At 59.1% G+C, this 18673-nt stretch carries 13 protein-coding genes; 1 reads left to right on the top strand and 12 read right to left on the bottom strand.

Going from position 1 to position 18673, the window contains the following annotated elements:
• Nucleotides 1–100 precede the first annotated feature (100 nt).
• The 11 genes from H8711_RS07595 to H8711_RS07545 all read right to left on the bottom strand — a co-directional run bounded on the left by H8711_RS07595 (nucleotide 101) and on the right by H8711_RS07545 (nucleotide 9498).
• Entirely contained in the window at nucleotides 101–802 is a 702-nt protein-coding gene (locus H8711_RS07595) for a metallophosphoesterase (RefSeq protein WP_249282872.1), read from the bottom strand.
• Entirely contained in the window at nucleotides 799–2289 is a 1491-nt protein-coding gene (gene thrC, locus H8711_RS07590) for a threonine synthase (protein WP_249282871.1), read from the bottom strand. The genes H8711_RS07595 and thrC overlap by 4 nt, the downstream gene beginning before the upstream one ends.
• 57 nt (nucleotides 2290–2346) lie before the next feature.
• Nucleotides 2347–2904 (bottom strand): flavodoxin domain-containing protein, encoded by a 558-nt coding sequence (locus H8711_RS07585; protein WP_249282870.1) that lies wholly within the window; start codon nucleotides 2902–2904, stop codon nucleotides 2347–2349.
• 20 nt (nucleotides 2905–2924) lie between these two features.
• On the bottom strand, nucleotides 2925–3857 hold the full coding sequence (locus H8711_RS07580) for a dipeptidase (protein WP_249282869.1): 933 nt from the start codon (nucleotides 3855–3857) through the stop codon (nucleotides 2925–2927).
• 4 nt (nucleotides 3858–3861) lie between these two features.
• On the bottom strand, nucleotides 3862–4227 hold the full coding sequence (locus H8711_RS07575) for a YraN family protein (RefSeq protein ID WP_249282868.1): 366 nt from the start codon (nucleotides 4225–4227) through the stop codon (nucleotides 3862–3864).
• Nucleotides 4224–4835 carry a ribonuclease HII gene (rnhB, locus tag H8711_RS07570; protein WP_249282867.1) on the bottom strand — a complete coding sequence of 204 codons (612 nt, stop codon included), beginning with the start codon at nucleotides 4833–4835 and terminating at the stop codon, nucleotides 4224–4226. Before rnhB ends, H8711_RS07575 begins: the two co-directional genes overlap by 4 nt.
• A complete protein-coding gene (ylqF, locus tag H8711_RS07565) occupies nucleotides 4832–5713 on the bottom strand; it encodes a ribosome biogenesis GTPase YlqF (protein ID WP_249282866.1) in 882 nt (293 codons plus the stop codon). Before ylqF ends, rnhB begins: the two co-directional genes overlap by 4 nt.
• Nucleotides 5714–5752: 39 nt before the next feature.
• A complete protein-coding gene (gene lepB, locus H8711_RS07560; protein WP_249282883.1) occupies nucleotides 5753–6316 on the bottom strand; it encodes a signal peptidase I in 564 nt (187 codons plus the stop codon).
• 112 nt (nucleotides 6317–6428) lie between these two features.
• The gene (rplS, locus tag H8711_RS07555; RefSeq protein WP_249282882.1) at nucleotides 6429–6773 is read right to left on the bottom strand and encodes a 50S ribosomal protein L19; all 345 of its coding nucleotides are present in this window, start codon (nucleotides 6771–6773) and stop codon (nucleotides 6429–6431) included.
• 176 nt (nucleotides 6774–6949) lie between these two features.
• A complete protein-coding gene (locus H8711_RS07550; protein ID WP_249282865.1) occupies nucleotides 6950–7639 on the bottom strand; it encodes a TIGR03936 family radical SAM-associated protein in 690 nt (229 codons plus the stop codon).
• Complete coding sequence (locus H8711_RS07545; RefSeq protein WP_249282864.1) at nucleotides 7636–9498, bottom strand: TIGR03960 family B12-binding radical SAM protein; 1863 nt, start codon at nucleotides 9496–9498, stop codon at nucleotides 7636–7638. Before H8711_RS07545 ends, H8711_RS07550 begins: the two co-directional genes overlap by 4 nt.
• A gap of 161 nt (nucleotides 9499–9659) precedes the next feature.
• Here H8711_RS07545 and H8711_RS07540 point away from each other — a divergent pair, with 161 nt between their 5' ends.
• Nucleotides 9660–11324 (top strand): glycoside hydrolase family 13 protein, encoded by a 1665-nt coding sequence (locus H8711_RS07540; protein WP_249282863.1) that lies wholly within the window; start codon nucleotides 9660–9662, stop codon nucleotides 11322–11324.
• A 56-nt stretch (nucleotides 11325–11380) separates the two neighbouring features.
• Here H8711_RS07540 and H8711_RS07535 read toward each other — a convergent pair whose 3' ends face one another.
• Entirely contained in the window at nucleotides 11381–18508 is a 7128-nt protein-coding gene (locus H8711_RS07535; protein WP_249282862.1) for a discoidin domain-containing protein, read from the bottom strand.
• Nucleotides 18509–18673: the final 165 nt, after the last annotated feature.

The raw sequence follows: 18673 nt of genomic DNA, 5'->3' as shown, positions 1-18673 counted from the left end.
TCATTCGCGCGCAGATATCCGCATCTTCAGCATTCTGCGGACCCGGTCCCAGCCGGTTTCTGTTTAAGTGCGAAACATTATTATTATAACATATCCATTTTTAAAATTCCACTATTTGCTGTATTTTTATGGGGGAAAATCGCAAAAAGTCGCTGGAAATCAGCCGAAATTCGACCCCTTCATACTCCCCATTGAGGGCGTAGGCGCAACCGGTGGAATGGATATGTCCATAGTAGCACCGGCGGATTCCATTTTTTTTGAGCACCGCCACAATCTCCTCCGAGGTTTCGTCCGCATACACGGGTGGGTAGTGCAGAAACACCACCCGCTCGCCCTGCATATCCCGCGCCGCGTCGATCGACATCTGAAGCCGCGCCGCCTCGCGGGCCAGAATCTTCTGGTCGTGAGCCTCGCCCTTTTCAAACAGCCAGCCACGGGTGCCGCACAGCGCCATCCCCTCGGCCTGCACCGCACTGTTATGCAAAATGTGCAGCGAAGTCAGGCCGTTGGCCTCGAGGTATGCGTCCATCTTGGCGCGGGAGTTCCACCAGTAGTCGTGGTTGCCTTTGATGAGATACTTTTCCCCCGGCAAGCTGTGGATAAGCTGGAAATCAGCAAGGGTTGCGCTGAGGGTCATCGCCCAGGAGGTGTCCCCCGCCAAAATCACGGTATCCTCGGGCGAAATGAGGGCGCGCCAGTTCTGTTCCAGGCGCGCGACATAGTCCTGCCAGCCGGGGAAAACATCCATAGGCTTATCCCCACCCAGCGACAGATGCAGGTCGCCGATGGCAAATACACTCATAGGCCCAGCTGCTCCACCACATAGTCGAGGATGCCCTCGCGATCACACACGTCGGAAAACCGCGGCACCCTACCTTTGAGGGAGGCCAGCCCCGCCGGGATTTCACATCCGGTGCACGCCGCCAAGCGCTCCACCAGCTCGAATTCGGCCAGCCCCTCGGCCGGCTCGCCCAATGCTTCCAACACGCTGTGGGAAAACTTGAACGGGTTGGCGGTGGAGGCGATCACCGTCTTGGTGGCGTCGCCAGTGCGCGCAGCGTAATCCTGATATACCTTAACCGCAACGGCGGTATGGGGATCGCACAGGTAGGAGTAGGTGTCGAAGGTGGCGCGGATCGCCGCGCGGGTCGCGCCGTCGTCGCAGCAGCCGGCCGCAAACTCATCGCGCAGCCGCTCCAGCATCGGCGCGGGCAGGGTGTAGCTCCCCTCTGCGCTCAGTGAATCCATCAGCGCGCGCACCTGCGCGTCGTCGTTGTCCGCCAGCGCGTAGAGCAGCCGCTCCAAGTTGGAGGATATGAGGATATCCATCGAGGGGGAGATGGTAGTGTGGAACGGACGGTTACGGTTATAGACGCCCGTCTCGATGAACTCGGTGAGGACGTTGTTTTCATTGGAGGCGCAGATCAGCTTTGCCACCGGCAGGCCCATCCGCTTGGCGTAATAGGCCGCGAGGATGTTGCCGAAGTTGCCGGTGGGTACGCAAATGTTGATGGGATCGCCCAAAGCGATCTCCTCGTCCGCCAGCAGGTCGCAGTAGGCGCTGATATAATAGACGATCTGCGGCGCGAGGCGGCCCCAGTTGATCGAGTTGGCCGAGGAAAACATGCGGCCGCTCTGCTCCAAGCGCCCGGCCAGCGCCTGATCGGTGAAAATCCGCTTGACCGCCGTCTGTGCGTCGTCAAAGTTGCCGCGGATGCCGCAGACCGCGACATTGCCGCCCTCCTGGGTGGTCATCTGGAGCTTCTGCATCGGGCTGACTCCCTGTTCGGGGTAGAACACCAGCATACGGGTGCCCGGAATATCCTTAAAGCCCTCCAGCGCAGCCTTGCCGGTGTCGCCCGAGGTGGCCACCAGAATCACGATCTCCTTGCCATCCACTACCTTTTTCGCAGAGGTGGTCAGCAAATGGGGCAAAAGCTGCAGCGCCATATCCTTAAACGCGCAGGTCGGCCCGTGCCACAGCTCCAACAGATAGGCATTATCGCCCAAACGCGCGAGGTTGGTCACCGATTCGTCGTCGAACTTGCCCGCGTAGGCGCCGGAGACGCAGCGGTACAACTCCTCCTCAGTGAAGTCGGTGAGATATTCGCCCAAAATATCCTTGGCGCGTTCAATATAGCTCAATTTGGAGAGCTGAAGCAGACGCTCCTGCGTGAGCTGCGGAAATCGCTCCGGCACAAACAGGCCGCCCTCCCTGGAGATACCGGTGGCAATGGCTTCGGCCGCCGACGCTGTGCGATGGCTATCGCGTGTGCTGTTATAGTTCATTTATTTTCCTCCTTGCGGCTGCCCGACGGCAGCTTCAGTTGCTATCATTTTCTGTCGTCATCTGGCCTCAGCGGCCCTTTCCAGTTCTTTTAGGGCGTCCACCACCGGGCGCAGCGCCTTGCGGTCGGTGAAATCGACCGGTTTTTCATAGGCATTCAGGATCATCCGGTCGTTCTCAGTGAGCTCTTCCACTTTCTTCTTTGCGAGCACCCCGTGCAGTCCCTTCATCATCATGCGGTGCAGCAGGTTTAGCTTTCCGCAATCGAGCGCGCCGTTCAAATGGAATAAGCGCACCTGATCCCGCATCGCAGGCGGAAAGTTTTGCTCCAAAATCGCGGTGGAGGCGGCCGCATCCCGGACGGGATTCAGCCCCACGGTGAATACCACCAGCGTCTTCCCCTGAAATCGGTCCGGCCGCCGGGTGAGAAACGAAACGCCGTTGATCCCGCCTGCATAAAGTCCGCCGCCATAAGCGATGATCGGGACATCCTGCACCACATCCGGCCGGACCTTGGCTGCATTGTAGCAGTCGGCGCCGAGCTCCTCCGCCAGCCATCGGGCGTAGCGCTCGGTACTGCCGTAGTTGGATTGATACACCACTGCGATCTTTTTCATATCCTTCCCTCCATTTCCAATCAGGGCGTCATCCGCTCTCGATAAAACCGATGGGCGTTTTCAAAAAATATCTGATCCACAATGCCTTGATCTGAAATAGAGTGTAACATAAAGTCATAGAGATTTGCAATTTTTTCAACCGAATTTACCCCCCGCGGCATGGACGCGCCGTCGAAATCCGAGCCGATGGCCAGCACGTCCCGGCCGCCGATGGCCAAAAAGTGTTCGACGTGGTTGAGGATGTCGCGGAAGCCCGCCCCGTCCGGATCGGTTTTGCGCAGAAACAGGGGATAAAAGTTGATGCCCACCAGCCCCCCACGCCGCACAATCTCCCGGAACTGGTCATCGGTGAGGTTGCGCGGGACATCACAAACCGCGCGGGAATTGGAGTGGGTGGCGACAAACGGCCCGCGGGCAATCCCCACGAGGTCGTCGAAGCCCCGATCGGAGAGGTGCGAAACATCGGTGACGATCGACTGGCGCTCGAGCTCCGCCACCGCCTCCCGCCCAAACGGGGTGAGCGGCAGGTTTTCGTCCTGCCCGCTGCCCAGCTCGTTGACCCCGTTCCAGGTCAGCGTCAGGAGGGAGACCCCCTGCTGCTTGAGCAGGGCGATGCGGCGCAGGTCTCCCGCCAGCACCGCGCCGCCCTCCACCGAGAGCACCGCGGCGATCCTTCCCCCGTCCAACACCCCGCCGAGCTCACACCCGCTGCGCACCGGAGCGATGCGCGAAGCATAGCGCTCCATCTGCGCGTAAAAATAGGCCAGGTTGCGATCAAAGTATTCGACCGCCGCCTGCCCGCGGCACCCGTCGGGCACGAAGATGGCGAAGGTCTGGACGTAGCGGTCGAAGTCCGGCCGGTCGATCGAAAGCTGAAAGGTGCGGTTGACCAGGTCTTCGCCGGCGCGGCAAAGCTCGGTGATGGTGTCACAGTGCAGGTCGAACAGGTTCATCCGATCACTCCCCAAAAGCGTTTTCCAGGTGGTTGTGGCCTGTGACTCCGCCGTCCGGGGCGGTATACACCTCGAACACGTCGAAACGGGGCTGCCGGCCGCTCGGATGCTGCAACAGATAGCATTCGGCGGTTTGCAGCAGGCGGCGCTGTTTCACAGCATGAACCGCCTCGGCGGGGGTGCCAAAGCACCCCACGGCGCGGGTCTTTACCTCCACAAACACAATATACGGCCCGCTTTCCGCGATAATGTCAATCTCGCCAAAACGGGAGTGATAATTTTGGGCGAGAATCCGATAGCCGGCCTGTTCGAGACAGCGGGCGGCATACGCCTCCCCCATACGGCCGGTGGTCTGCGCGGCAGTTTTCATCGCCGCGCCTCCCATTTCTTTAAAAAGCTGCGCCGGTGGATGGGGGACATCCCGTACTGTTCCAGCATCTGATAGTGCAGCTTGGTGCCGTAGCCCTTGTGCCGCTCGAACTGATACTGAGGATATTGCTCCGCCATCCTGGCCATATAGCGGTCACGGCTGACCTTGGCCAGAATTGATGCGGCCGCGATTGAGGCGGAGCTCGCGTCGCCGCCCACCACGCATTCGGCTTTCAGGCCGCCGAGGTCGGGCATCTGGTTGCCGTCTATGTACACGGCCTGCGGCCGCACGGCGAGCCCCAGCACGCAACGGCGCATCGCCAGCAGGGTCGCCTGTAAAATGTTGATCTCGTCGATCGTCTTTTCGTCCACCGCGCAGATTTGGTAGGCGACCGCCCTGGCTGTGATCTCGTCGAACAGGGCCTCCCGCTTCTTTTCGGTCAGCTTCTTGCTGTCGTTGAGCCCCTCGATCTCAGCGTCTCCTGGCAGGATCACCGCTGCCGCGTAAACCGGTCCGGCCAGCGGGCCGCGTCCAGCTTCATCCACGCCGCAGATGAGTTCCAGTCCCTGCTGTTCACGGCGCTCCCGCTCAAATTCATACAGGCTCATGCAAGCACCTCCTCGGGCGGCCGTTCCAGCGTGATGCGCCCAATTTTGCCGCTGCGGAATTCATCCAGCACCGTGATGGCGGCCCGCTCGGTGTTGACCTCGTTTTTGGCCAGCAGCATCCCGCGCTTGCGGCCCACCAGCTCCAGCAGGTCATAGGGCTCGATCCCATCGGTCTCCTCGTCGGTGAGGTTGTAGCGGGCGCAGAGCAGCCCGTGGTATTCGCGGTTGAGCAGGTCGAGCAGGCGCATCGCCAGCAGCTCGATATCCACCACATCGTCCTTCACCGCGCCGGTGAAGGCCAGGTGCTCGCCCACCGCCTGATCCTCAAATTTGGGCCAGAGCACGCCCGGCATGTCCAGCAGATCGACGCCCCGCTCGAGGCTCACCCACTGTTTGCCGCGCGTCACGCCTGGACGGTCCTCCACCTTGGCTCGTTTGGAATTGGCCATGCGGTTGATGAACGAGGACTTGCCCGCATTGGGGATGCCCACGATCATCATGCGGATCGGCTTGCCCGCCATTCCCTTTTGCTCGCGGCGCTTCAGCTCGTCTGCGAGCACCTCGCGCACCAGCGGAATGAACTGCCCGAGCCCCTTGCCGCTGCGGCAATCGGTCGGGAGCGCAGGCACCCCTTGCCTGCGGTAGTAATCGCACCAAGCGCGCACGAGCGCTTCGTCCGCCGCATCGCACTTGTTGAGCAGCACGATGCGCGGCTTGCCGCCGGTCAGCCGGTCGATCTCCGGATTGCGGCTGCTCGCCGGGATGCGCGCATCGGTCAGTTCGATGATGATATCCACCAGCGGCAGGTTGGCCTGAATCAGCCGCCTGGTTTTTGCCATATGCCCTGGAAACCATTGGATGGAGGGCGCGTCGGTCATATCAGATAGCCTCCTTAAAAATCAAAACAAAGACGGCGCTCAACGAATCAGCCCGATCTCGCTGACAGGCAGCACCCGCATCAGCGCCTTCCCCAGCAGGTAACGGTTGTCCACCATGCCGATCGAGCTGTCGCGGCTGTCAAGTGAATGGTTGCGGTTATCCCCCATCACAAAGATGTGCCCCTTCGGCACCGTCTGTGGAAAACCGATGTCGTATTTCAAGTGGGTGCGTTGTGCGATGTACGGCTCGTCGAGCACTTCGCCGTCCACCGTCACGTCGCCGGTGATAAAATCGATATCCACCGTCTGGCCCTCGGTCGCGATCACCCGCTTGATGATCGGGATGTCCAGGCTGACGGTCGGGGTGATCACCACCACGTCCCCCTGCTTGGGCTGATAAAACAGGTCCGAAATGATGACAAAGCTCCCGTTCGTCAGGGTGGGCTCCATCGATTCGCCGTCCACCCCGACCACGCGGAACAAAAAGGTGAAGATCAGCACCACGGTGATCACCGCGAAAGCGATCGATTCCACCCATTCGTAGGCGCTTTTCACCATGCGCCGTTCGGCGTTCATCGCCTGTTCCCGCTGTTCCTCTTCCATCCCGTTCACCAGCTCTCTTGCTCATCTATTTGATTGTAACCGCGCGCAGGCGGTTTCATCCGTTTTGTAATAAAAGAAAAAGGGACGAAAAAATCCGTCCCTTTCGCGTTCATCAGCGAAGTTGCTCTTTCACTTTTGCAGCTTTACCAACTCTATCACGCAGGTAGTACAACTTGCTTCTGCGGACTTTACCGTGACGGACAAGCTCCACCTTGTCGACGTTGGGGGAGTGCAGCGGGAAGACTCTTTCGATCCCGCAGCCGTGCGCCACACGTCTGACCGTGAAGGTCTCAGCCACGCCGCCGTGACGTTTGGCAATTACTGTGCCCTCGAACACCTGGATTCTTTCGCGATCGCCCTCTTTGATCTTGACGTGAACCTTGACGGTATCACCGATCTCTACGACAGGGACTTCCGCTTTCAGGGAATCCTGTGCAATGAGTTTCAACGCATCCATGGAAAAATTTCCTCCTTCAATTTCAGACATTCATACTCACTCATCGGTGACAGAGGACTGTCCGCTCTAATGTCTCGGCCCATGGCCGGGCATTAGTCCCCACCCCGCAAACGGACGCGGTGCGGCCACTAAATGCCTAAATAGAATATCATATTTTACAAAAAAAAGCAAGCAATTTATTCAAATTCCTCGTCTCGAATCGGATTATCGGTGTAAACCGCGAGTTTTTCCACCCGCAGGCAGTCGAGTTCCACTTCATACAGCCGGGAAAAGGTGTCGAACACCAGCGTAGGGTTGATGTTGTTGGCGTTGCCCGCCGCGAGGCGCAGCACCATCCTCAGCCCGCTGCCGTCCGATGCGAGCGAGCGCAGCTCGATCAAGGGCTTCAAATCGATCGTTTTGCTCCCCTTCTTGGTGCGCTTCTCCGCCGGAATCTCCGGCTGGGCGAGCATCCCGCGGAACAGCGCCTCCAGCTCCGCCGCGCCCTTCTGCGGCGAAGAGACCTCCACCCGGTAGTCCGCGCAAGCGATATCGTCGGTGCCGTGCACCGGGAAAGCGGCGCGGGTCACGCGGAAGTCGGGCGGGAGCGCCGCATTGAGGCGATCCCGGACTTCCTCCATCGGGACCTCCGAAATCAGCCGCAGGTCCATCGTCTCGCAGCGGCTCTCGTAGCCCAACGGGCAAGGCATGGCGAAGGTGATATAGATGTGGGGATTGAACCCCTGCGTATACCAGACGGGCAGGTGCGAGCGGGCGAGCGCCCGCTGAAAGCAGCGGCTGACATCGAGGTGGGAGATGTAACGCGCCGACCCGTGCCGGGTATAGAACACCCGGATGTCGGTAAACGGTATCTGCTGCTGGCTCACAGGTGGCACCTCCCATCCGCATTGAGTCGGTTCGCGCCGCACCCGCTGCACTGTTGGCGGCAGTTCGGGGTACAGGCATCCGCGTGGGCGCGCTTGTTTTCTTCAATAAAGAACCGCTTGGACACCCCGTAGTCGAGGTGATCCCAGGGCAGCGCCTCGTCGTAGGAGCGCGCGCGGCTGGAATAGAACAGCGGGTCGATTCCGCACACCTCAAACGCCTGCATCCAGGTGTCGTAGCGGAAGTGGTTGTCCCAGCCGTCGAGGTTGCAGCCGTTCTTCCATGCGGTCTCGATCACGCTGCACAGGCAACGATCCCCGCGTGCCAGCACCCCTTCGAGCGCGCTGGTCTCCGCGTCGTGGTAATTGACGTTGATCTTGCGGCTGCTGACACAGGAGAGCAGATACTTCTGCTTCTGATGCAGCTGTTCCACAGTGGCCTGCGGCTCGAACTGGAAGGGGGTGAACGGCTTGGGCACAAACCCCGCCACGCTGATGGTGACGGTTACGCCGCGGCCCTTGGGCTTGTTGGGCAGCGAGTAGTACAGATCCACCACCTTCTGAGCCAGATCGACGATGCCCTTGAGGTCCTCTTCCGTCTCGGTGGGCAGGCCCAGCATAAAATAGAGCTTGACTGCCGTATAGCCGCCCTGGAAGGCTGTGGTACAGGTACGGATGACCTCCTCCTCGGTGACGTTCTTGTTGATGACGTCGCGCATCCGCTGGGTGCCCGCCTCGGGCGCAAAGGTGAGGCCGCTCTTGCGCACCTTGGCCACCTGCTCAAGCAGCTTCTCCGAGAAGTTGTCCACCCGCAGGGACGGCAGGCTCAAATTCACCTTCTCCCCGTCGGTCCAGCAGAGCAGCCGGTCCAGCAAATCTTCCAGCTTTGAATAGTCGCTGGTGGAGAGAGAGGAAAGCGAAATCTCGTCGTAGCCGGTGGTGCAGGTGAGGTTCCGCGCGTCGCGGTCGAGGGTTTCGGGCGATTTCTCGCGGAACGGCCGGTAGATAAAGCCCGCCTGGCAGAAGCGGCAGCCGCGGATGCAGCCGCGCAGCACCTCGATCATCGAGCGGTCGTGCACCGGCTCGACAAACGGCACAATGAACGATTTGGGGAAATAAACCTTGTCCAAGTCCTGGATGACGCGCTTTTTCACCACAGCGGGCGCGCCATCCTGCGGCGTCACTGAGTGAACAGTGCCGTCGGGGTTGTAATCCACATCATAAAGCGACGGGACGTACACCCCGCCCAGCTGTGAAGCTCGCAGCAGAAATTCCCGCTTGGAAAGCCCTTCGGCGCGCGCTGCGCGGTAGAGCTGCACCAGCTCGGGCAGCACCTCCTCCCCTTCGCCCAGCATGAACAGGTCGATGAAATCGGCGACCGGCTCGGGGTTGCAGGCGCAGGGGCCGCCCGCCACCACCAGCGGGGCGAGGGACTCGCGGTCCGCGCTGCGCACCGGCAGGCCCGCGAGGTCAAGCATGTTGAGCACAGCGGTGAAGCTGAGCTCATATTGCAGCGTGAAGCCGATCATGTCGAAGCCGCGGATCGGGTCCATGCTCTCCAGACCGTACAGCGGGATGCCATTTTGGCGCATCAGCGCCTCCATATCCGACTCGGGCGCAAACACGCGCTCGCACCACACGCCGTCCATGTCGTTAAGCTCCGCATAGAGAATCTTCATACCGAGGTGGGACATCCCCACTTCATAGGTATCGGGAAAACAGAACGCAAAGCGGAAATCTACCTGAGAGCGTTCCTTGACCACGCTGTTGAGTTCGCCGCCGACGTAGCGCGCCGGACGCTGCGTTTTGAGCAATATCTTATCCAACTGGTTTTTGATCTGTTCGATTTGAAAAACCCCCAATATTGGTATCCTAAAACTTATTTATCATACCGTATCCGGCAGTTTTTTGCAAGTTTCCGCGCTTTTTTACCGCTCTGATGTGTTTTGCCGCCACCCACTGCGCACAATAAACAGCGGCGGGGCGTGTCCCCGAAGCGATCAAACAGAAAGAAGGCGTATTCATGGAAAAAAAGGCGTGGTGGAAGGAGAGCGTCGTCTATCAAATTTATCCCCGCAGCTTTGCGGACAGCAACGGAGACGGCATAGGCGATCTGAACGGCATCACTGAACACCTCGATTATCTTCGCGACCTGGGGGTGGACGTGCTCTGGCTGTCTCCGGTCTATCAATCCCCCAACGACGACAACGGCTATGACATCTCCGACTACAAGGCGATCATGGCTGATTTTGGAACGATGGAGGACTTCGACCGGCTGCTCGCCGAGGCGCACAAACGCGGGCTCAAAATTGTGATGGACCTGGTGGTCAACCACACCTCGGACGAACACCCGTGGTTTGTGGAAAGCAGGCGTTCTGCCGACAGCCCCTACCGCGACTATTACATCTGGCGGGAGGGCAAAAAAGGCGGCCCGCCCAACAACTGGGGGTCGTTCTTCAGCGGTCCGGCCTGGGAATACGACGAAGCGAGCGGCATGTACTATCTGCATCTGTTCTCCAAAAAGCAGCCCGACCTCAACTGGGACAATCCCAAGGTGCGAAACGAAGTCTACGACATGATGACCTGGTGGTGCGACAAGGGGATCGACGGCTTTCGGATGGATGTGATCAGCATGATATCCAAAGATCCGGCGCTGCCTGACGGCCCGGTGGACGGCCTCTACGGGGACACCGGCCCGAGCTGCTGCAACGGCCCGCATGTGCACGAGTATTTGCAAGAGATGAACCGGCGGGTGCTCTCCCGCTACGACCTGATGACCGTGGGTGAGACGGGCGGCGCCACAGTGGAGGATGCGAGGCGCTACGCGGGCGAGGACGCCGGCGAGCTCAACATGGTGTTCCACTTTGAGCACGTGGGTCTGGGCGGCGGCGAGCTGGGCAAATGGACCGACCGCAGAATCCCGCTGCGCGAGCTGCGCGCGGTGCTCAACCGCTGGCAGACCGGGCTGGAGGGCACGGCCTGGAACAGCCTTTACTGGGACAACCACGACCAGCCCCGCGCGGTCTCCCGCTTTGGCGACGACAGCCCCCTGTGGCGGGAGCGCTCTGCAAAAATGCTGGCCACCTGCCTGCACATGATGAAGGGTACCCCCTACATCTACCAGGGGGAGGAGCTTGGGATGACCAACGCATATTTCCATAGCATCGGGGACTACCGCGACATCGAGAGCATCAACGCCTTCCACGAGCTGACCGAACAGGGGCTTGCCACCGAAGAAGAAATCCTGCACTACCTCAGGGCGATGAGCCGCGACAACGCCCGCACCCCCATGCAGTGGAACAGAACCCCAAACGCCGGCTTCACCACCAGTACCCCCTGGATCGCGGTCAACCCCAATTATTTGACGATCAACGCGGCGGATGAGGAGGCTGACCCGGAGAGCGTCCTTCATTATTATAAAAAGCTGATCCGCCTGCGCAAGCAATATCCGATTATCGTGTACGGAAAGTTCCTGCCCCTACTTGAGGACGACGACGCTATTTATGCCTACGAGCGCAGATTGGATGCCCAGCGCCTGACGGTCGCCTGCAACTTCACCCGCGATCCGCAGCCATGCGCCCTGTTCGGCAGTATCAAAGGCGGCCAAGAATTGATCTCGAACTGCGGTTCACACAAGCCGGGCATGCTCCAACCATACGAGGCGGTGGCGATGCTCCACGAAAGCTGATGCAAAAAATCCCCGAGGATGCCCTCGGGGATCTTTTTAGCCCTTGAATCAGGAGATCAATGGGCTTTGTGGTTCTTTCTCCATGCGGCAACTACAATGAGACCTGCCGCCGTCAGCACCAGCAGCCACAGACCCGAGAGGTTCTCGCCCTGCTCCGCCGCTTGCTGCGCGCCGCCGATCGTCTCGCTCGCACTGGCCGCTTCGCCAGCAGGCGCCGCCGCGTTCGGCACCGTCGCTGCCACCTCGCCGCCCGTCTCCGGGTTCAGGCTGATGGCGCCGCTTTGTGCCGCCGTCTCGCCGTCCGCCATCGCAATCAGTTCCGCCGCGCTGTAGTACACTGCGGATGCGTCGATCGCGTAATTGCTCAGCAGATATGCCTTTCCGCCGATCTCGATGTTCAGCGCGACACCCTTCGCCGCCGCTGCATCGATCACCGTCGCCGGCGTCATCGCTCCGCTCTCCAGCGTCGCGTTTACCGTGCCGCCTTTGGTCGTGCTGTTGATCTTCTCGATGATCTCGTTCCAGTAATCGCTGTCGCTTACTTTAGAAACGGAGCCGCTCGAGCCGCCCTTCTTCACCAGGCTCTTCACTGCGTTCGCCAGCTTAGTCGCTGCGCCGGTCAGCTCTTCTGCCGTCGCGTTTTCGTTCGCCAACAGCGCTTTCGCTTCCGCCTGCGCTGCCTGCACCGCATTCCAGCTCGCCGCCGTGTATCGCGCCGCGTTCAGCCCGTTCACTTCGGCCACCGCCTGCATGAGGCGCACCTTCGCAATCGCTCTGGTCAGCTCCGCTGCCATATCGTCGAGACCTTTCTGGGTCGCTTCATCGCTCTCGCACAGCGCTTCCGCTTTGGCCACCAGCTCGGCCAGGCCAGCCTTGCTCGCCTCGTCGTACTTGCTGTCAGCCAGGATCTCCTTCGCCAGCTTGATCGCTGCGTTGATCGCCGCATAGTTGAACTCGCTCTGCAATGCGTTGATCGCTTCAAACAGCTTGTCGCACGCCTCTGCGATCATCGCCTCGGTCGCGTTGCCGTTTGCTTCCACTGCCTTCGCCTCGGTCAGCACCGCTTGCAGGTTCGCCCAACTGCTCGGGCGGTAGTTTCCTTCTTTCAATTCTTCCGCCATTGCGATCAGCTGTCTCAGCAGGGTCTTATCCGCCTTCACCAGCTCGGTGATCCTGGTCATCACCGCTTCGTACTCGGCGTTGATCTCAGCCTGCGTCGCGTCCGCGTTATCCAGCACCGCTTTCGCGCTGTTCACTGCCGCTTGCAGCGCTTCCTTGGTGGCCGCAGTCAGGCTCTCGTCCTTCAGCAGGTCTTCCGCGATCTCGACCGCCAGCGCAAGCAGGCTCTTGTCGGGCGCGTAGGTCAGGCCGTCGCGCGCCGCTACCAGCGCGAGGTACGCTTCAAACACCTGGCTTTCGGTTGCAGCCGCGTCGGTAACGACCGCCTTCGCTGCATTCAGCGCATCGGTCAGAGCCTTCCAGCTCTCTGCGGTGTAGCGGGTCTCGTCGTATTTTCCTTCGACCGCCGCGATCAGAGCTTTCAGCGCCGTCTTATCTACGTCGGAGGGAGTGTCGTCCACGGGCACCAGCGCTTTCATGGCATCCAGAATCTTTTCGGTCAACACATCGGCATCGTGCTGCGTCGCCGCAGTCAGTGCGCCAAAGTTAGCCGCTTCATTCAGATATCCTTCCAATACACTCCACGATTCAACGGTGTAATCGGCCTGATTCAGCGCTTGCGCCTGCGCGACTGCCGCTTTCATTTCTTCTACATTGGGAGGGCGCGTCTCATCTTTGGGCAGCACTGTAATGGTGTAAAGGGCTTTGACATTCTTAAAGTTGGCCACGCCCTCTTTGTAAATATGTCCGGTAAAGGTATAATCCCCTGGAACGTTGGGATTGTAGTATCCCTCGCTCCAGATTACCGGCAGCACCTCAGTTTTATCGCCGCCAAAGAATACCTCCACCTCTTCTGGCAGCGGTGCGTTTTTCAAAATCTTCTCCAGCGCGGTGCCAAAACGCACAACCTGTGCCGGAGGATTCTCCACCGAAACAATGGTGTCTCCATTGTAAAGTTTCACCTCCGCAAAAGAAGCGGCGTTATCCTGTGTGAGAGATTTCTCCACCTGGATTTTGATAAATTTGGCCTCCTGCCGGTCAAAGGCAAAGACGCGGTTTTCATTGATATAGTTAAACTCCTCTTCGGCCACGACCTGGCGCCAGCTCTGGCCATCGTCGCTCAGGAAAATGGACGCCTGATAGATACCGCCGCCAGGGTTGTTCGGCCGGGCGTAGACGTACACCGCGCTCAGTTCGGTCATCTGAGGCAGCTCCAGTGTGACCGACTGGGGCAGCGAAGTTGTCTGATAGGCGGAATGCCAGATGGTGTTGAGGTTGCCGTCAATGGCGTTTTCAACCTTGTAGGTGCCGTTATCCAACTGGCTGGTTGCGGTAGCGGTCACGCCGGTCATATCCACCGGGGTGAGCTCCGCCTGACCGACTGTGACGACCAATTGGTTGGTGTAAATGGTCTCGCCCGCCGTCACAGTGGCCGTGACAGTCGTCATGCCGTTGGCAACCGCTGTGACAACGCCGCCAACGTCCACTGTAACGATGCTCTTATCCGCGCTCTCATAGGTGGTCGCAGCGCCGTCGGGCAGAGCCACCACCTGACCTTTGCTGTTGACGCCCTTCACCGTGATTTGGGCGGTTTCGCCGATCTGCAGCGAGGCATTTCCACTCAGCTGAATACCGGTCAATTCCTGGGTCGGCAACCGCTGTTTCAGGAAATCCGCCTCCACATCGACAGTGGGGTTAAAGTCGTCGCTATGCATATATTGAAGCATGGAGGACAAGAGCTGCTTGGAAGCCGCGTCAGACTTGTCCAGCAGGTTCAGGGTAGACACCATCAGCTTGCCCTCGTACACCTTGGCTTCAAAGATCGCGGCCAGGCGATCGGGCTGGTCAATGGTGGAGATAGGCTGCACGATCGGTTTGAGATCGACTGGCGCGCCGTTAATCAGCATGCCGCGTGCGCCGCCCTGTTCGATGCCGTACCATTGCCAGTTAGCAAACTCCTGGGTGGGGAAGTCGCGGAACATGGGATGCTCCTGGTCGATGTACACGCCCAGGGAATATCCATTCGAGCTTTCCGAGGCAACCGGGCCGTGGAACATCGGGCTCCAGAAGTCCTGACGGAAGCTGATGGCGCGGCTCTTGGGCAGGGACGCGGTATTTCCCTCCGAAACGATCAGCACCTTTTTGCCAGCTTTGAGATCCTGTTCGGCCTGGGGGCTGAAGTCGCGGTAGATGTTCACGTCGTCCGGAGCTTCGGTGTTGATGGTCTCTTTTGCGGGGAATACCCAAATCTCATACTCGTTTTTGCCCATCGAATAGGGTGCGATCTCCGCATAATCTTCGTTGGTCAAGCTCAGCTTGAACAGCAGGCGCTGCGCCTTGTCCACGCCGTTCAGGTCTGCGGTCACGCGGCCGTAGTCGGTGTTGGCGCCCTGCGGGGCACCCTTTGCATCCAGGCTGCCGCTTGCGATCACGTCGCCGGTCTCGGTTTCCAAACTCCAATTGATGCCGGTGTGGATACCATTCGCAGCAAAGTTGCCGATCAACAGGTTGGCCGAGAGCTGCTGGTTGTTTTCCAGGACAAAGTTGTCTAGCTCGGCCAACACCACCAGTTCGGAGCAGGACTGACGGAACTCCTCAGGGGTGATGTCGCCTTTGCTCTCTAAGAAAGCGTCCAGGATGCCGACCAGAGCGGTGCCCTGACCGGGGAAATCCTGCAGGCCGAGCAGCTGGAAGCCGCCTGCGCCATCGGTGCGGATGTAGGATTCCGCAAAATAGCGGTAGAACATGGCGGACAGGCTACCCGTTGCATCGCTGAATTTGCCGGACATATCGCCGATTCCGGCGCTCTTCAGAATATCCCAGAAATATTCGAGGTTGCGGGGCTTGAGCACCGCATCCTCATACTTGGGAAGTTCGTCCTCGTAGTCCGGATAGACCTGTACCTGGCCGGGTTCGTGGCCCATCGCCGCAACCGGCGTGGATCTGGTAAAGCTGTTGTAATTCCAAGTATTGCGGGGCTCCTCGTGGGGCAGATAGCCATAATTGTGCTTCGCGGCGAAATCCGCGCTTTCAGGGAAATAGCTGTGGCCCGCGATATCCGAGAGAAGCAAATCGGGTTCCAGCTTCTCGCAGAACTCCAGGAAGGTCTGGTAATAGATCCAACCGGGGCGCAGCTCGTTACCCAGCGCCATCATCGCAGCGGAGGGGCTGTTGAGGTAGGCCTGGAAGATCTTTTTGGTGTCCTCCTGGTAGTAGGCTTCGCCCGAGGGCTTGCCGTTTACTTCCTCGCCGAACATGCTGTAGCTCCAGTTGGGAAGCTCAAAGTTGAGGTAGAGGCCCAGGCGGTCGGCCGCTTTGAACGCTGCCTCCGGCGGAACCCAGGTGTGGAAACGGACGTGGTTGATACCGTAGTCCTTGTAGGTCTGCATGATCTTCATCCATTCCTCAAGCTCCATCGGAGCATAACCGGTTTTGGGGAACGCAGCGCAGTTGATCTCGCCGCGCATCATGACGACCTTATCATTGATCAGGAACTGACGGCCGCCGTTGGAATCGATCACAGTAAGCCGGCGCATACCGAACTCGCGTTCTTCAATGGTGCAGCTAGGCTCGTTGTTTTCATCCTGTTCGGTGGTGAGAACCGCCTTCATGGTGTACAGGTTGGGGGTGAACTCGTCCCAGAGTTTTACATCGTTGCCCATCTGATAGTTGTATTTCACGCCGGTTACCGTCTCGCTTGCCGCAAACGCGAAGGAAATCTCCTGCGGTTCGGCGCGGTGCGGTTCACCCTCGTGGTTAAAACTTTCCGCCGAGAGGGATACCGTGCCGTTAACTGCATAATCGGCCGATGCGCGCTCAATCCGCAGGGTCACGGCGGCGCTTTTCAGGTCGCTGTTGGGACGGATCTGGAAGTCGGTGATGTGGACCGATGGAGTCGCCTTCAGCTCCATTTTGCCCACGATGCCGTTCCAGTTTGTCTGGGTATATTCGCTGACCTGATGGCACCACGCGCGGTCGGTGCTATCTGGCGCGGTGTTGAAAAAGGTGTCAAAAATCGAAATCGGCAGCCCAGTTTCGTCGTTGTTCACCTCGATGGTGAGGGTCTGGGTTTCACCGGGTTTCAAAAATGCGGTGACATCATAAACATGGGGCGTGGTCAGGCTGAGTTGTTGCGGCCCGACCATTTGGCCGTCGATCTGAACCTTGGTTTTTTTAGTGCGTTCCAGGTTCAGGGTGACCGTTTTTCCGGCCCAATCGGCGGGCACCTGGATGGTGCGCTCATAGGTGGCCAGCCCGATCAGCATGGTATCACGGTTGAGGTGCTTGGGGCTGATGTTTTGCCGGTTGTCGTGCCCCAGGCCCGCCTCGTCGGTGCTGCCGGGCAGCTCGATGGTGTCGGTGTATTCCCCGCTCTCCTCAATTGCTCCCTCGCGGAACTGCCAGGTTCCGGCGATGCTCATCACATCATCTTCGCTGATCACTATAATCTGCGAACGGAACGCCGCCATCGCTTGCTTGAGCGACTGATAATCCGCAAACAGCTCCGCGAGCTGTTCCTCGGTGACATAGCCCGAAAGGTCGATCTGTTCTGCGGCGACAATCGCCTTTTCAAAGGCATCCTTGGCCGCCTGCGGAGCCTGGCCGTTTTCCTCGCCCGCCTGGGTTCTGTTCTGGAGGGCGCGCGCCTCCTGGCGCAACGCGTCGAACAGATCGGCTGTAAAGCGCTTTTCCGACGCCAAAAATTCATCGGTCGCCGCGTTCAACGCTTCGATCGCCTCGCTCAATCCGCTCTTATCGGCGAGCGCCCGCTCCGCATCCGCGATGGCCGACAGATACCGGTTATACGCCGCCTGCGGATACTGTCCAAAATCATCGCCCACCTGACCGGCCGATTCCTCCGCCAGCACTTTGGCCTCGGCAACACGCTTGGTGAGGGCGAACAGCGTCTCAACATCGATCACATCGGTGTTGTAAACCGCGGCATCCAGCTCGGCGATCGCCATGAAATTGTTGTTGGCGCCCTCGACTTTAACGTACCGTCCGTAGGCGTTGACCGGGACTTTGGTGGTGACGCCCTTGCCGTTGTCCAAAGCATAGTCGCTCACGACCGGGTCGCCCCAGGTCTGGCCGTCGCTGCTCACGTAAAGGTTGACCTTGACGCCCGTGACAGCCGGATGGTCCGGGTTCGCCCCCGCATCCTTGCGGTGGGTGATCGACACCGATTCGACCGCGAAATCCTCAGCGGCATCCTGATCCAGACAGAGGGAAATCCAGTAGGGCAGAGGTTCTGTTCCATCCCATTGGCCGTGCCACAGGGTCATCGCGTCGCCATCGATCGCCTTGCCGGCGCTGTAAGCGTCGCCGCCGCTGCTGCTGGCTTCCACTGCAAACCCGCTCTGCGGCAGCGCCACAACGGCGTCTTCAGCAGGGGACGGGGTCTCGCCGCCAGCCACGCCGAATTGGATTTCGCCGACCGACATGCTGATCGGATCATAATCGGAAATTTCGTGATGCTTGGATAAAAACACCAGCTTGAGCTTAGCGGCTGTTTCTGTCTGTTCAAACACAATTTCCCGATCCTGTTGCGCTAGTTCTCCACTGTAATCCGGTTGATCGCCATATTCCCCGTCCGCGCTTTCGCTCAGGTAAATTTCGTAACCCTTTATGTAGTGGGGATAATAGGCGTTATCTCCTCTCGGCTCATAGCGGATGACATCCATCTGGATCGGCTCGTGGAGTACGAATTCCAACCAATGGGGAAACTCCGTGGGAACAATTGGATTTCCGTCCGCGTCTTCCTCCATGGAATACTCGGTGTGCCAAATTGTGGCGGGATCGCCATCCAGCACATTTTCGACTAGAAACCCCTCGTCAGTCGCCGTATTGTCCGCAACAACCGACGACACCACCTCCTGCATATCCAGATATTCGATCTGCGCTGATGTTTGCGAAATCTGCATTTCAGCCGCAGCCGCCTCATGGATTTGCGGCGCCAATTCTGTGGCGTCCAATCCGTCGGCTTGCGCCCAGGCCATGGTCAGATTGCTCGACGCCAAGCATATCGCCAGGCAGCAGGCAAGCCATTTCCCAGTCCTCCGTTTCATTGGATTTCCTCCTTTTGCTTTCTCTTTTATTCTCATCCGCGCTGACAGCGCAGAAATGAGCGTGGGCCATCCATCAAAAATTATAAAAAGTTGACAAGTTTCCCTCATCTTTCCTATACTAAAGATAGCTTCTGATCCACATCTTTTGATCACAAAGAGGTATCC

Origin of the sequence: Ligaoa zhengdingensis, from assembly GCF_014384885.1 — a bacterium.
In the GTDB taxonomy this organism is placed as follows: Bacteria; Bacillota; Clostridia; order Oscillospirales; family Ruminococcaceae; genus Ligaoa; species Ligaoa zhengdingensis.
The sequence above is the reverse complement of the archived record's forward strand: the minus strand, read 5'-3'. Positions and strand labels throughout refer to the sequence as shown.

Bases quoted from the DNA above. Each gene is read 5' to 3' on its own strand.
- rplS (WP_249282882.1), bottom strand. From the start codon at position 6,773: ATGGATGCGTTGAAACTCATTGCACAGGATTCCCTGAAAGCGGAAGTC.
- H8711_RS07585 (WP_249282870.1), bottom strand. From the start codon at position 2,904: ATGAAAAAGATCGCAGTGGTGTATCAATCCAACTACGGCAGTACCGAG.
- lepB (WP_249282883.1), bottom strand. From the start codon at position 6,316: ATGGAAGAGGAACAGCGGGAACAGGCGATGAACGCCGAACGGCGCATG.
- H8711_RS07540 (WP_249282863.1), top strand. From the start codon at position 9,660: ATGGAAAAAAAGGCGTGGTGGAAGGAGAGCGTCGTCTATCAAATTTAT.
- rnhB (WP_249282867.1), bottom strand. From the start codon at position 4,835: ATGAGCCTGTATGAATTTGAGCGGGAGCGCCGTGAACAGCAGGGACTG.
- thrC (WP_249282871.1), bottom strand. From the start codon at position 2,289: ATGAACTATAACAGCACACGCGATAGCCATCGCACAGCGTCGGCGGCC.
- H8711_RS07595 (WP_249282872.1), bottom strand. From the start codon at position 802: ATGAGTGTATTTGCCATCGGCGACCTGCATCTGTCGCTGGGTGGGGAT.
- H8711_RS07535 (WP_249282862.1), bottom strand. From the start codon at position 18,508: ATGAAACGGAGGACTGGGAAATGGCTTGCCTGCTGCCTGGCGATATGC.
- H8711_RS07580 (WP_249282869.1), bottom strand. From the start codon at position 3,857: ATGAACCTGTTCGACCTGCACTGTGACACCATCACCGAGCTTTGCCGC.
- H8711_RS07575 (WP_249282868.1), bottom strand. From the start codon at position 4,227: ATGAAAACTGCCGCGCAGACCACCGGCCGTATGGGGGAGGCGTATGCC.
- ylqF (WP_249282866.1), bottom strand. From the start codon at position 5,713: ATGACCGACGCGCCCTCCATCCAATGGTTTCCAGGGCATATGGCAAAA.